Raw genomic sequence first — 15,038 nt, 5'->3', positions numbered from 1 at the left:
TCATTCCCTGTGCATAGGTAATTGTACTTCAATACAAAGCCCACCCAATGGTGATGGGATGGCCTTAATGGTGCCATCATGCGCTTCGACAATATTCTTACAGATGGTTAAACCAAGACCAGCACCACTACCACGACGTGTGCGGGCACTGTCTTGACGGTATAATGGCTCAAACAAGTGTTCACACTCTTCAATGCTGGCACTGGGCTTAGTATCATTGATGGTTAATATTACTGTTTTAGCTTGTTGTGACAATCGCACATCAATTACCCCAGGACTGTCTGTGTAAGCCATAGAATTCATTAGTAAATTAATAAATAGCTGTTCAAGACGAAGTACATCGGCAGATAAATACACCTCAGGCTGGAACTGACTTTGTAGTGTTAGGCCTTTCTCTTCTAGGCTGGTAGCCATACTGTTAAGCGTGCTCTGTAATGACTCACTGACGTTCACTCGTTGGAAATGATAACGTAAGCCACCAACATCAGATAAAGACAGTTCATACAAATCATCGACTAAGTGCTTCATACGCAGCACTTCTTGTTCAAGTGAGTTAAGCTGAGTGCTATCGAACGTTCTGATCCCTGCTTTAATCGCATCAATCTCACCACATAAAATACTCAATGGCGTGCGCAGTTCATGAGAAATATCAGCTAACCAACGATTTTTAGCACTGCGGTTTTTCGATAGCGTCATGGCGAGATGATCAATATTGGCCATTAATTGCCCCAACTCATCTGCACGCTGAGGTGATAAACGTTCATCATAATTACCTTGAGATAAATACGATACACCCAGCATAACTTGTTTGACTGGGATCAGTAGAAAACGTGATAACCACCAAGCAATTGCACTTGCAAGCAGTAAACACAATAAACCGATCCCGACACTGGTCCAACGTTGTTGCTGAGAAAATGCGGTAGCTGAAGAAGATTCAACTTCACGAATAGGGCTACTGTATAAATAGCCCACAATATGGTCATTGAATAACAAGGTTAAGCTAATCCGATTATCCACATTGCCAATATCAACGCCGCTAATAAACTGTTGTTCAGCAGAATATAACCCCGTCGGAGGACCAGAAGGTGGTGAAAATGGTGGCCGTTGCCTTGGAGGACCTAAACGTCGATCAGGTCCCATTGGAGGCCGATTATCACCTGCAGGTCTTGGCGGTCTTGCCCCGTCGCCGGGTCTATTTCTTTTTGGAAATGGAGCGTGAAGCGAAATGGCTTGTGTTAATGTTGTTTGATTAATCGATTGCCACACTCGTGTAGATTGTTGATCTGTCATTACTGATGGAGCGGTTTGCGCTTCAGGATTAGCAGCATAAAGTGTCAACAGCTCATCCGATAAATGCTGTAAACGCTCTTGTTCTAATCCGTTGATATAGTCTAAAAAACCTTGGTCAAAACTCCACCTCGCTAACGATAACGTGGCGATAAGTACAATACTGGTAAGGCCAACGAAGGCCAAGAAAAGCTTTTGAGATATTTGCATAAAATACATTATAACCAGCTATATAAGCACAAACTAGTCGCGATAAATAACTGATAAAAATCTCCTCCAATTCTGCACAATTACTCCACATTGTTAGGTTATATTGACTTTAGTTACCTAACCAAGGAGTGTCACTATGACCCTGAAGCCAATCTATATTGGTGTACTTAGCTTTATGTTATTAGCATCTTTCGCTGCTAATACTAATCCACATGATAGAAAACCACCTAAAGAAGCTGTTGAAGCCTGTGCTAACAGTGCTGAAAATGATCAGGTTAGTTTTGACACTCCGCGTGGCGACACCCTTGAAGCAACCTGCCAAATTATCGATGGCGAGCTTGTTGCTGTACCTGCTAATGGTCCTGATGATATGAAACAACCACCAAAACAACGTAATTAACAATCCTATGTTGCTAGGTAGTTTCATCAAAAATTGATTACAGAGAATACCAAAGGAGTATATATGCAAGTGACTAGTGGTAATACTGCGATGCAAATGACATCGACAGAGAGCACACAAAGACCTCCACGTCCTGATGGACCACCGCCACCAAAAGGCGGAGTCCCACCAGGGTTAGATACTGCGGTATCAACATTGTCTGATGATCAACAGCAATTAACCACAGACATGTTGTCATCATTAACCGACGAGCAGCAAGAGTCTTTGAAATCTATGTTAGATGAATTAAAACCACTAACGGAAGGCTTATCTGACGAGGACATCGGCAGTATTTTCTTTGAGGCATTGAGCAGTATTTATAATGGTGATGATACCGAAACGGTCAACGGTAATTCAACATCTGTGAACGTAGACATTTACGCTTAATACAGTACTCAAAATGGCAATGGTGATATTAAAGCAGCTTACATATTGTGTAAGCTGCCTTTTTGCTTACTTTACTTTAATCTCATTGACTATGTTATTGTTGTTACGGAACATCGGTAAAAACTCATTAAGCTCGTCTGGCAATCGCGGTTTGCTGTACAAATACCCTTGAACCAAATCACAACCATTGAGCCGCAGAAAATCTGCTTGATCGACGGTTTCAACACCTTCAGCAATAATCTGCAAATTCAATGCATGTCCCAATGCAATAACCGCTTTCGCAATCGCTGTATTATTCACATCATGAGGAATATCACGGACAAAAGATTGATCGATTTTCAACTTATCAATCGGTAACTTTTTGAGATAATTGAGAGATGAGTACCCTGTACCAAAATCGTCAATACTCAAAGCAATGCCCATGGCGCCAAGCAATTTCAAATCACGAATAATCGCGTCTGGATCATTCATCATGCAAGACTCGGTGACTTCTAATTCCAAATGTTTGGCTGGTAATCCGGTTTCCAATAAAATCGAGCGCACTTTATCGACAAAATCATTTCTTTTCAGCTGTAAGCTGGCCACATTGACCGAAATACGTTCAAACATTTTACCTTGAGTTAGCCATTCCACCCCTTGTAAACAAGCGGCCTTTAAAACCCATAAACCAATATCCCAAATCAAACCAATCTTCTCTGCTAATGGAATAAACTCTGCAGGAGAGATATTGCCGTAGACAGGATCTGACCAACGAATTAACGCTTCAAAGCCACTTGGTGATAAATCAGACAGTTTCAACTTAGGCTGATAAACGAGATAAAAATCTTCATTAACCAATGCTTGATGTAATGCATTTTGCAGCTTTAATTGTGCTACAGCTTGCTTGGTCATCGACTCGGTATAAAAGGCATAATTATTTCGCCCATCTAACTTGGCACGATGCATAGCCGCGTCGGCATTACGTAATAAGCTGTCGTGATCATCACCATCACTTGGGTATATCGCCACTCCCATGCTGGCGGTAAGACGCACTGATTGGGTATTATCCAATATAAATGGGCGTTCAAATACACTGCGAATACGGTCAACCGATGACGTTACAGAATCAGTTCCCATTATGCTCGGCAACATGACCACAAACTCATCACCACTTAAACGTGCTAATACGTCAAAATCAGATAAAGCGTAAGATAAGCGTTTAGCCAATTCAACGAGAATTTCGTCGCCAATAACATGGCCTAAACTGTCGTTAATGTGCTTAAAGAAATCGATATCTAAGAACACAATAGCCAGCTGCTTTTTAGCCCGATGAGAGTGGTTCACCTCTTGCTCTAACAGTGACATAAATTGCATCCGATTAGGCAATTGTGTCAACGGATCAAAATAAGCTAAATTTTTCAGTTTTTCTTCATTTTGTTTTTGCGCTGAAATATCAGCAAAAACAGCAACATAATACTGAATGATATTGAGCTTATCGAATACTGCACTGATGGTTATCGCTTGCGGAAAAATAGCACCATGCTTACGACGATTCCAAATTTCACCGTGCCACTTCCCCTGAACTAATAAGGTATTCCACAATCGTTCAAAAAAACTTTTAGGATGGCGTCCTGAACTCAGCATTCTAGGATTTTGGCCTATAACCTCTTCGCGACTGTAACCAGTAATGTCGGTAAATGCTTGGTTAATCTCGGTAATATTGCCATTACTATCGGTTATAACTACCCCTTCGACTGCATTTTGAAACACATTGGCAGCTAAAATGAGTTGATCCTGCGCTTCTTTGTGTTTAGCAATGTTACGTGTCATACCTATAACCCCGGTCAATTGACCTTGGGTATTATAAATGGGCGCTTTGATGGTTTCGAGCCAGACTTTATTAAAATTGACATCAACTTCTTCACATTCAGACACCACTACAGTCGAACCGTTACTGATGGCTAATTTATCACTCGCAATAAATTCATTTGCGGTGCGCGGATCAAAAAGGTCAAAGTCAGTTTTGCCAACAATTTGTTCTGTAGATTTACGCCAAGCTCGTTCAACACTTTTATTACATGCAACATAGTGGCCGTTAGCATCTTTAACCCACATATGCTCTTCAAAGGCATCAATAAATGACTGTAAATCAACATCGAGCGACACAGGCTCGGAGGCATTAGAATCAATGGTTAAGGAGTTTATATAATAACGAATGGCATTACTTAACATATCCGCAATGCGTGTTTGCATTGCCGACAAGGGTTGAAATAATCCTTGTTCAGACGGTGCGTTAGCTTTGTCGCTAAAAGTGATCACACCGATGATTTGACCTTTTGATGAACGAATTGGCTGATGATAAACAGTAAAGTGTTGATCTACCTTTTTGACACTATGAGCGTCTGCCGATTTAAGATGTTGTAACAAGCTCTCTTGATGCTGTCGCTGAGTATGATCATCAATACCCTGGCTTGTACAAATAGCTTCAATACTGTTTTCAGCATTGATCTGGTAAAACATAATGGTAAGACGAAACTCGGCAGAAATATCATTTATTTCTAGCTGCCATTCTCTTAGTTGCACTTGAGAAATAGCTTTTTTAAGCATATTAATATCCTGAATAATGTTTTATTGAGCATGTGAAACGAGTCGTACTACAAGTGTATGAAGCTTAGTTCTGTCACGAGTAATGTTATGAATATAAGTGCCGAGTTGAACTATACATCAGAACCTATCCTATACGCTGTGATTTAACAACCAAATGCAATCGATTCGAGCGATTAATACTATTAGTTAACTATAGTTACCCGATTAATACCAATCCTATTAAATATGTGATCTTTCAGCGGGAGTTCAAAGTGCTATAGGCAAGGCAGATGATTGAAGCGAATAGCGATTCTCGGTAACAAGCTCCTGCATTACTCTACCTCCAGCATCCATGCCGTCGTATTTTGAAAACATCTAACGAAGCATAAAGTACTTTGAAACCCGCCAGAATGGAGTCTCTCAGGTATTCCACTTCTGTGTTGCATCGATTTAAAAGGGAATAACCATTTCTACATCAATGCGCCTTGAATTAAAAAACCTGAGAGACTCTGAACTGATCAGATATTTAAAGAGATTGGTATGACACTTCATATTCAATCATAACCTATCAAAACCAATAAAAAAGGAGCCAAAAAGGCTCCTTAATATAATGTCACTGTAAATGATGATAAACGCATGAATACTAGCTATTTTTTAGTGCAGCGATGCGCTTCTCTAGTGGCGGATGGCTCATCATTAACTCAGCAATTGAACGTTTACCATTAATACCAAAGGCTGACATTTGCGCTGGCATTGCACCGGATTCAGGGCCTTGACGTAATCGTTCTAATGCGGCAATCATTTTATTTTTGCCTGCTAAACGTGCCGCGCCTTCATCAGCTTTAAACTCACGAATACGTGAAAAGTAAGCCACTATCATTGATGCCAAAATACCAAATAACATATCAAGCACAAATACTACGGCCATGTACGCGAACATACCTAGGCCTTCACCTTCTTCATCATTACTGGAAACAAAATTGTTAATAATACCAGCAACAACGCGTGCAGCAAAAATAACAAAGGTATTCACCACACCTTGGATTAAGGTTAATGTCACCATGTCACCGTTTGCCACGTGGCTCACTTCATGGGCAAGTACGCCTTCAATTTCATCTTGGGTCATGCCGTAAAGCAAACCAGAACTCACAGCAACAAGGGCATTATTTTTACTTGGACCGGTTGCAAATGCGTTCATTTCTGGCGACTGGTATATAGCCACTTCTGGCATCTTAATACCAGACTTTTCAGCTTGGCGTGCAACCGTTTCGACTAACCAACGTTCCATACTGTCACGTGGTTGAGTGATAACTTCACAACCCATGGTTTTCTTAGCCATCCATTTTGAAATGGCTAAACTGATAAACGAGCCACCAAAACCAAAAATGGCAGCAAATACTAACAGTCCACCCATCGTTGAGGTATTAACCCCAAGAATAGACATTACAATTGAGGCAACCAGTAAGATGGCAAAGTTGGTTGCAATCAACAAAAATATACGCTTCATTAAAGCTCCTGTATGGCAAAAGTGCCGATTTACGATTGTTACTATAGACATAATATGTCCATAAAATGAAAATTCAAGCTTAGTTATATTAAAAAAGATTTATGACTCTTTTATAGCTAGATAAAACATCGTCTTGAAATTCACGCGAGCAGATTCTAGGGAGGGTTGATTAATTGAAACTGAAAAATAGACTACAAAAACAAACTCAGTGTCGGCAATGATTAATCTTTGATAAACTGTCAAAAACTAAAACCAAAAAGGACTTTTTATGCCCATTAATGCATTAATGTTGAGCGCCTCACGGGTCGGTAATTCGACATATCTAAGCCATACCGTTGAGCTTATTCGTCCACTCACTCACCCAGGACAACAATGGTTGTTTATTCCTTATGCTGGCGTCAGTGTAAGTTATGATGAGTATTTAACAAAAGTACAAACAGCGCTTGAACCTCTGCCAATTACCATTAGTAGCATTCATCAGTTTGCAGACCCAAAACAAGCCATTCTAGATGCTGCAGGTATTTTTGTTGGTGGCGGCAATACATTCCAATTGCTCAACGAATTGTATCGCTACGACTTACTGCACTTAATTCGTGAAAAAGTAGAAAATGGCATGCCGTATGTGGGCTGGAGTGCGGGATCAAACATTACTGGTGCCAGCATTCGTACCACCAATGATATGCCAATTGTCGAGCCGCCCTCTTTTACCGCATTGGGTATATTGCCATTCCAATTAAATCCGCATTACACCAACTACCAAATGCCAGGCCATAATGGTGAAACTCGTGCGCAACGGCTGTTAGAATTTACCATGGTCGATCCACTGACACCGGTGATAGGGATCCAAGAAGGCAGCGCTCTATGGCGCCAAGGCGATAAATTACACCTTATTGGTAATGAGACGGCTTATTTATTCCATGGTAAACAACAAGAAGTTGAACTTACCGCTAACACCGACTTGTCACACTACCTTTAGTCAGCTTACCTGCTCTTAACCTATTACGTTTGCTGATAATCGGTTTTGATCAAAACCATTGGGCTTACTCTATAAGCCCAATGGTGCATATTGATAAGCTACTCGCCATCGTATTGATTTCGCTCACTAGGAATATCCGTTGAGTATTCAACAAACTCAACTTCAAATCCGCTTGGGTCAATAAAGTAACGGCTTTTATAAAAAGGGTCGTGTCCGCCCATAATCGCCACCTCAAAACCCACTTGTGACAATCTAGCAACTAATGCATCAATATTGTCCACAACGTAAGCGAAATGTGCCAAACCCAATGCATTACTTTTAAGATCGCGCACCTCGCCACTACCAGAATCATTTAACGATAAATAATGATAATCATCACCAAAGTGAAGCCATTTCCGCGGCGTACCATGCCATACAGAATCCCCTCCTCCACGCACTCGCCAGTGTGGAAAGGCCGCTTTATAAAATACTAATGATTCATCTAAGTCATTAACTACTAAATTTAAATGTTCTAATCGCATCACTTATCTCCTTATGGTTAATGCAACACAGCTTAATACCTAAAGCTAACTTGAGGTAAAGCATTATTTTTGCCAAAATGATAAAAAAAATCGGAGGTTGAATGTCAATAGATGTAGAACTAAGTGTTGGCCAAGTCGCCAAACGTTGTGGAATAAACATCTCTGCGATTCACTTTTATGAGCAAAAAGGTCTCATCAGCGGTTGGCGCAATAATGGTAATCAACGTCGTTATACACGAGACGTTATCAGGCGAATATCGCTCATCAAAGCTGCGCAACAATTAGGGATATCGTTGGATGATATCAAGCATGCTTTTGCTGCTTTACCCAATGAACGAACAACGACTAAAGAAGACTGGGCAGAATTATCAAATGTTTGGAATAAATCACTTACGCTGCGGATAGCCCAGATGCAAAAATTGAAAGATTCACTCGAAGGTTGCATCGGTTGTGGTTGTTTATCGATGAAAAACTGTCCACTGTATAATCCAAACGATATTCTTGAAGAACAAGGCCCTGGCCCAGTGCTTTTGAATAAATGATAAATACAAAAAAGCCTAGTTTAATAACAAACTAGGCCTAAGCAATTGGCTAAATTGGGGGGAGATAAACGACTAGGTTGAGAATATGGCTTAAATGCTGTTAACACTTAAACCATCAATCGTATTAGACTCACAATAACGGCTTAACTAAGCGTTTTGGTAGTCACAATATCTATTTTACGAGGTTTCATAGCTTCTGGAATTTCACGCACTAAATCAATATTTAATAAGCCGTGTTCTAATTCCGCACCGACGACCCGCACATAATCCGCTAATTGAAAACTACGTTCAAAACCACGCTCAGCAATCCCTTGATGCAAATATTTGCGTTCATCACTGTTAGCAGTCTTATTACCTTTTACTAATAGCTTTTCACCTTCACTCATAATATCGAGTTCTGGCATAGAAAAACCCGCTACCGCCATGGTGATCCGATAACGATTTTCGCCTAAAAGCTCAATATTATATGGAGGATAACCACTGTTGCTATTGTTAGCTGCTGCATGTTCAGCAAGTTGTGCTAAACGATCAAAACCAATTGCACTACGGTAAAGAGGTGTTAAATCTGGAGAAATATTAAAATTACGCATGTTCATACCCTTGTCTAAAGCAATATGTAAAAAATAACCACTGTATGTTTGTGGTGTTTGGTTTTCACAGCCCTTACGGCACTGTGGTAGACAGTTAACTGAAACCTCAATCGAGCATTTCATTATTCATTCCTGCTACAGAATTAGATATATGGACCACCGGCGCTATATCAAGTGCAGTGGATATAAATGTTTGCTACTAATAATCGAAAATAAAAAAATAGACTTTATAATCAATAGGTAAAATAATAATTAATTTATACCATAATGAATAAGTTGGTGTTCATTTCACAATGATGACTTTTGTCACTAGTAATTCTGCTTGAAAACGTCACAATAATAGACAATAAATAAAAACAATTAAGGACGCATTATGAACCCACCAACATTGGCATTATTAATTCCTATTCTGGCCATTTTAGGCAGCTTTATTGTCACTATAATGAAGCTCAAGCAACGGCAATCACATACGACGGCAGAACAAGCAACTAACAATAAAGCACTGCATGATGAAATTAACGCCCTGCGTCAACGAATTGAAGTACTTGAACGTGTTGTTACCGACGATGCTTATGACCTAAAGCAAAAAATAAATAACGCATAATCAAGTGCTCTACATAACAAAGCCACCGTAATTGGTGGCTTTGTGGTTTAAAGGCATTAAACCCATAATATGAAAAGTAAGAATATAAACTACTTACTAACGGCAATTGACCGACGGAAAAGCGCAAGGCTGAAAGCAAAAAAGATAGCCCCTAGACCAATGATATTGAGTAATTCTGGCCACACTATGCTGATATCAGCACCCCGAAAAACAACGGCCTGAGAAAAAGCCATAAAGTGCCGCGAAGGGAAAAGCCATGTAAATGGTTGAATAATAGCTGGCTGGCTCTCAATCGGAGTGATCCCACCAGAGAGTAACATCATGGGTATTATCACTATCATCAACAGTAGTGCAAATTGTGCCATCGTACGGGCAATTGTACCGAGAAAAATACCGATGGCTGCTGCTGCAAATAAATAAATGGTCGTTCCGCCAAGTAGTAACCATCGAGATCCTGCAATGGGTACATCTAACAAGGTCTCAACCATAAAGAACAATGATAACGAGAAAGCTACTAAAACAATTAATCCGTTAGCCCATACCTTCGACATGATAATTTGAAACGAAGTCAGTGGCATAACAAGCAAGTGCTCAATGGTACCATGTTCACGCTCACGCAATAACGCAGCGCCAGTCAGTATAATGGCCAGCAAGGTTACGTTATCGAGCAGTGCACCAATCGAACTAAACCAGGTCATTGTACCATTTGGGTTAAAGGCTCGGCGTTGAACTAAAGCCACTGGATAGATTGTTGTTTCGTTTGAACGATTAACAAAAAAATTCACCTCGTTAGTTATAATATTTTGAATATAGTGGTTACCTAGACTCGCTTGAGTCACTGCGGTAGCATCAACATCTATCTGTACACTCGGCAAGCGTCCATCACGAACATCTGCTTCAAACCTTGGTGGAATGGAGACCACAAACATGAAACGATCTTGATCCATAACTTGGTCAATCTCAGTAGCAGAGATTTGCTCTGCAAGGTTAAAATAAGGCGGGTAAAAAGCATTGGCAATGCTACGAGAAAGCGTAGAGTGGTCTTCATCGACAATAGCAATCGAAGCGTTATTAACCGACTCGCTGATGGCTGTTGACCGTGAATAAATCTGGGCACTAAAGAGGAAAATAATTAGCATTACCATAACAACGTCACCAAGAACGCTGCGTAACTCTTTAGTACCGAGCCAAAAAATGTTACTCCAGGTTTTCATCAATTATGCCTCTTGTTTTGTCAAACATACTGCAGCGAAAACGACAAAGAGCGGACCATAAATGGATAGCATCATTAAATCCCCTGCTAGGGCAAAGAAATCCAATCCTTTGGTAAATGCAGCGACACTCAAATGCATGTAATAGGTTGCGGGCCACGCCATACCGATAAGATATCCCCCGCCTTCTAACGTTGATGTTGGCTGAACTAACCCGGAGAAAAGTGCTGTGGGTAATAAAGACACAATTGTAGTCGCAAAAACAGCGGTAACCTGTGTCTTAGTTAACGCGGAAACAATTAACCCAATACCCGTTGAAGCGCAAACGTAAAAGAAAGCTCCCACAGTTAAGCCCAGCAGGCTACCTTTTAGCGGTACTTGTAGCAAAAATACCACTAAGAATGTCAGAATAAAAAAGTTAGCCATGCCAATGCCAATATAAGGCAGCTGTTTGCCTATCAGAAATTCAAGTTTGTTTGTTGGCGTGACGTAAAAGTTGGTGATAGTGCCAACCTCCTTCTCACGCGAGATACTCACCGCCATCAAGATTGCGGGGAAAAAGAGCAACAGCAAGGCAGGCGTTTTCGGCCCAATCGAAAATATGCTCTCAAATGATGGGTTATAACGATATCGAGACTGTAGATCTACTTTATATAGAGCTCTTGCGTCGATACCTGCATTTGTTGCTAACTCGGTAAGATAGCGTATATGGCCACCAGTGACATATCCTTCTATAGTGCTTGCTCTGGTGGTATTAGCACCATCAATCCAAGCAGAAATACTAGGCGTTTGGCCCGTTTTTAAATCACGGCCAAAGCCCGGAGGGATCTCTATCGCTAAGGTTATATCGTTAGACTTAAGACGCCATTCAAGTTCATCTTTACTTTGCAGTTCTGGTCTCTCAATAAAATAGTGTGACCCTTGAAAGTTACTTAAATATTGGCGGCTCTCTGGAGTACGATCCAGATCCAGCACGGCAAAAGTGAGATCCTCTATATCTAGCGATATACCGTAAGCAATAACAATTAATAAGATCACACTGCCAAAAAAGGCAAATGCCAAACGTATCCTGTCACGCATTACCGCCATCATTTCAAGATAGCTGTATGCCAATAACCTATTCAAGCTAAAATAGTGGCGTTTTAATGTGGTTGAAGGTGAACTTATTAACGTTGATGAATCGTCTGGCTGCACGGAAGCCAAATCGGTTGATTCTTCGGCAGTCGTTCCAATGGCCTCTTTCAGGTAATTGATAAATGCTTCCTCGAGCGAGGCTGCACCTTTGGCTTCTACTAGATGTTGCGGTTCATCATAAACAAGTACTTCACCAGCGTGCATGAGCGAAATGCGATCGCAACGTAAAGCCTCATTCATAAAATGGGTAGAAATAAATATGGTCACTTTATCTCGACGTGACAATTCAACAAGCAGCTCCCAAAATTCGTCACGGGCGACAGGATCAACACCTGAAGTAGGCTCGTCAAGAATGAGCATTTCGGGCTCATGGATCACCGCAACCGCGAGCGAAAGCCGCTGACGGATGCCAAGTGGCAGCGATGAAGCTAGATCATCTATTTGTTTGCGCAGACCAAAACGGTCAACCAGCGTATTTATCCGCTCTGTTGTTTTTGACGGTGACAGATGAAATAAGCGAGCATGCAAGGTTAAATTCTGCATCACCGTTAGTTCGCCATACAGCGAAAAAGCTTGTGACATAAATCCGACACGCTTGCGCATTTCTAGATTGTTCGCATCAACTAACTTTCCGAATAAAAAAGCCTCACCTTCAGAAGCTGGCAGCAAACCCGTCAGCATTTTCATTGTGGTGGTCTTGCCACAACCATTAGAACCGAGAAAACCAAAAATCTCGCCAGCTTGAATTTCAAAACTAACGTCGTTCACAGCGGTAAAATCACCGAAGCATCGAGTCAACCCTTTCGCTATGATAGCAGGTGTGCCAGCAGTCTTTTCAAATGGAGGGATAACAAGCTCTTTACCACTTCCCCGCTTCCCTTCCGGTAGTAAGCGCACAAACGTCTTTTCTAAATTACTGGTGTTAGTTTTGGCTTTTAGCTCTGCTGGAGTACCTGTGTCCAAGATATGTCCAGCATCTATTGCAACCAGCCAGTCAAAGTCTTCTGCTTCGTCCATGTACGCAGTGGACACTATCACACTCATGCTGGGTCTTTCGCTGCGAATAGCGTTGATTAATTGCCAAAATTGTCGCCTTGACAATGGGTCGACACCAGTCGTCGGCTCATCCAATATCAACAGATCTGGATCATGTATAAGCGAACAGCAGAGCCCAAGTTTTTGTTTCATGCCACCAGATAACTTGCCCGCTGGCCTTGATAGAAAAGAGTGAAGCCCTGTTGCTTTAGTCAAACGATCGATTCGAGCTTTACGCTCAGAGACCCCCTGACCAAATAACTTTCCAAAGAAGTCCAGGTTTTCGGCAACACTAAGCTCGCTATAAAGGTTTTTACCCAGACCTTGGGGCATGTAGGCAATCCGAGGGCCAACTTCGGAGCGGTGGCGGGCCGAAGCCATGTCACCACCAAGCACCTCAAGACTGCCATGCTGTAACTTGCGAACACCCGAAATAAGGGCCAATAGCGTCGACTTACCAACACCATCAGGACCGAGTAAGCCAACCATCATCCCAGATGGAATGGTTAATGACACATCTTCGATAGCATTCACTTTCTTATAGGTATGCGTAACACCCTTAATGCAGACGATAGGATAATTTTGTTGGTCCATGGTACTGCACCCACATTAGTTATTATTGACTGAGACGGGTTCGGCTTGCGGTGGTAATTTCTGAAGAAAGTCCGGCCACGGAGCAGGTTTTTCTCCGGATTTTGTGGTCAGACGAATGTAAGCAACCCCGCGAACCCCTGTCTTTACATCATCAATATGGCTCTGGACTAAATTTTGCGGTATTCGTACTTTGGCACGAAACATGAGTTTTTCGCGTTCACTGAGTGTTTCAACTTGTTTTGGTGTGAATTGGGATTCCGGTGACACAAAACTGACAGACGCAGGAATAGCGAAATCTAAGATATCCAGCTTAATTCGAGCCTCTGCGCCGATAGCAATGCTATTAGCCTGAGCTGACGGAAGAAAGACCTCCATATAGACATCGGCGAGGTTCACAACGGTTAGCACTTTACCGCCACTTCCTAGCACTTCACCGGGTTCGGCAAGTCGATAAATAACTCTGCCAATAACCGGTGATTTGAGAACACAATCGTCGATTTGAGTCTGGATCTCTGTAGTGCTAGCCTTCACAGCATCGACCATACGTTCTCGGTATACTAGTCCAGCTTTAGCAGCCTCAAGGGCGGCTTTGGCAACGGCTACCTGACTTACTCGTGTATCATAGGTTTCCTTACTGATGTGATTATTTTTTACCAACTCGCGTGCCCGATGCAACTCTTGTTCAGCCAGTAATTGTTCCGCCTTTGCCTGCTCTATGGCTGCCAAAGCGGATGCGACTTGGCTTTCTGCACTGGCAACGTTTGCTTCTGCGCCGATTAACTGAGCTCGCAGTTGATCTGTATTGATTTTTGCGACAATCTGTTCTGCCTGAACTAGATCGCCCTCCTGCGCCATAATTGTATCGACTCGACCTGCAATTTTTGTTGATATATCAACCTGTACAGCTTCAATCCTTCCGTTACCTGAGGCGAAACCAGCACCCAATGGTTGTGCTTGAAAATACTGCCATACAGCCCAAGCCCCTGCGATGACAATTATTAAAACGCCACCATATATTAGTTTCTTAATAGTGTTATTCATTGTCTAAAAGTCCTTCTTTATTTCACAATAAGTATCGTTTCAAAACTGGAGATTGGCATTGCATGATGCTTAAACCAAAGGCCTTTAACTATTTCAAACTGATGTACGATCAACTATGGTTATTACATGCCTATTTAATGTTTTCATTGGTACTGTTAAGCATTAAATCATCGGCTAGGCAGCCTAGATATGCATAAGCGTGTCATATATAAAATGAACAGATATAACAGCCTTGCAAAATTGATCTAGCATCGCATAAACGGAAAATTCATCTGGGCGATGGTGGCAAAATGTTCTGTAACCGTTAAATTCGGATATCATTTGTTGATATGTTTATTCTTCTCGCATAATCCCTAAGTCGTTATTGAATGGCTCAATGCTTCACTCTGAACAAC

13 protein-coding genes are annotated in these 15,038 nt (G+C 41.5%); 5 read left to right on the top strand and 8 right to left on the bottom strand.

Going from position 1 to position 15,038, the window contains the following annotated elements; genetic code table 11:
- Positions 1 to 1,497 carry an ATP-binding protein gene (locus SFRI_RS08100; protein WP_041412879.1) on the bottom strand — a complete coding sequence of 499 codons (1,497 nt, stop codon included), beginning with the start codon at positions 1,495 to 1,497 and terminating at the stop codon, positions 1 to 3.
- Positions 1,498 to 1,633: 136 nt separating this feature from the next.
- On the opposite strand from SFRI_RS08100, the gene SFRI_RS08095 reads away from it, so the two are divergent.
- Together SFRI_RS08095 and SFRI_RS08090 are read left to right on the top strand one after the other, a co-directional pair.
- Complete coding sequence (locus SFRI_RS08095; RefSeq protein WP_011637040.1) at positions 1,634 to 1,897, top strand: hypothetical protein; 264 nt, start codon at positions 1,634 to 1,636, stop codon at positions 1,895 to 1,897.
- 63 nt (positions 1,898 to 1,960) lie between these two features.
- Complete coding sequence (locus SFRI_RS08090) at positions 1,961 to 2,323, top strand: hypothetical protein (protein WP_011637039.1); 363 nt, start codon at positions 1,961 to 1,963, stop codon at positions 2,321 to 2,323.
- Positions 2,324 to 2,389: 66 nt separating this feature from the next.
- On the opposite strand, the gene SFRI_RS08085 is transcribed toward SFRI_RS08090, so the two are convergent.
- Complete coding sequence (locus tag SFRI_RS08085; RefSeq protein ID WP_011637038.1) at positions 2,390 to 4,909, bottom strand: putative bifunctional diguanylate cyclase/phosphodiesterase; 2,520 nt, start codon at positions 4,907 to 4,909, stop codon at positions 2,390 to 2,392.
- A 622-nt stretch (positions 4,910 to 5,531) separates the two neighbouring features.
- The gene (gene htpX, locus SFRI_RS08080) at positions 5,532 to 6,395 is read right to left on the bottom strand and encodes a protease HtpX (RefSeq protein ID WP_011637037.1); all 864 of its coding nucleotides are present in this window, start codon (positions 6,393 to 6,395) and stop codon (positions 5,532 to 5,534) included.
- Between the two features lie 268 nt (positions 6,396 to 6,663).
- On the opposite strand from htpX, the gene pepE reads away from it, so the two are divergent.
- A complete protein-coding gene (gene pepE / locus SFRI_RS08075; RefSeq protein ID WP_011637036.1) occupies positions 6,664 to 7,371 on the top strand; it encodes a dipeptidase PepE in 708 nt (235 codons plus the stop codon).
- A 98-nt stretch (positions 7,372 to 7,469) separates the two neighbouring features.
- On the opposite strand, the gene SFRI_RS08070 is transcribed toward pepE, so the two are convergent.
- A complete protein-coding gene (locus tag SFRI_RS08070; RefSeq protein WP_011637035.1) occupies positions 7,470 to 7,892 on the bottom strand; it encodes a VOC family protein in 423 nt (140 codons plus the stop codon).
- A gap of 101 nt (positions 7,893 to 7,993) precedes the next feature.
- On the opposite strand from SFRI_RS08070, the gene soxR reads away from it, so the two are divergent.
- A complete protein-coding gene (gene soxR, locus SFRI_RS08065) occupies positions 7,994 to 8,434 on the top strand; it encodes a redox-sensitive transcriptional activator SoxR (protein WP_011637034.1) in 441 nt (146 codons plus the stop codon).
- A 143-nt stretch (positions 8,435 to 8,577) separates the two neighbouring features.
- Here soxR and SFRI_RS08060 read toward each other — a convergent pair whose 3' ends face one another.
- Complete coding sequence (locus SFRI_RS08060) at positions 8,578 to 9,024, bottom strand: Hsp20 family protein (RefSeq protein WP_011637033.1); 447 nt, start codon at positions 9,022 to 9,024, stop codon at positions 8,578 to 8,580.
- Positions 9,025 to 9,397: 373 nt separating this feature from the next.
- Between SFRI_RS08060 and SFRI_RS08055 the strand changes: the two genes are divergently transcribed.
- Positions 9,398 to 9,628 (top strand): hypothetical protein, encoded by a 231-nt coding sequence (locus SFRI_RS08055; RefSeq protein WP_011637032.1) that lies wholly within the window; start codon positions 9,398 to 9,400, stop codon positions 9,626 to 9,628.
- 89 nt (positions 9,629 to 9,717) lie between these two features.
- Here SFRI_RS08055 and SFRI_RS08050 read toward each other — a convergent pair whose 3' ends face one another.
- Genes SFRI_RS08050 through SFRI_RS08040 form a run of 3 tightly spaced genes read right to left on the bottom strand, consistent with a single transcriptional unit; the run spans position 9,718 to position 14,643 of the window.
- Positions 9,718 to 10,842: an ABC transporter permease gene (locus SFRI_RS08050; RefSeq protein ID WP_011637031.1), complete on the bottom strand. Its 1,125-nt coding sequence runs from the start codon at positions 10,840 to 10,842 to the stop codon at positions 9,718 to 9,720.
- A 3-nt stretch (positions 10,843 to 10,845) separates the two neighbouring features.
- Positions 10,846 to 13,602: a ribosome-associated ATPase/putative transporter RbbA gene (gene rbbA / locus SFRI_RS08045; RefSeq protein ID WP_011637030.1), complete on the bottom strand. Its 2,757-nt coding sequence runs from the start codon at positions 13,600 to 13,602 to the stop codon at positions 10,846 to 10,848.
- 15 nt (positions 13,603 to 13,617) lie between these two features.
- Positions 13,618 to 14,643, bottom strand: coding sequence for an HlyD family secretion protein (locus tag SFRI_RS08040; RefSeq protein ID WP_011637029.1), 1,026 nt, complete (start codon positions 14,641 to 14,643; stop codon positions 13,618 to 13,620).
- Positions 14,644 to 15,038 lie beyond the last annotated feature (395 nt).

This window comes from Shewanella frigidimarina NCIMB 400, assembly GCF_000014705.1.
In the GTDB taxonomy this organism is placed as follows: Bacteria; Pseudomonadota; Gammaproteobacteria; order Enterobacterales; family Shewanellaceae; genus Shewanella; species Shewanella frigidimarina.
Note: the sequence above shows the minus strand (reverse complement) of the source record. Positions and strands in the feature narration are given on the sequence as shown.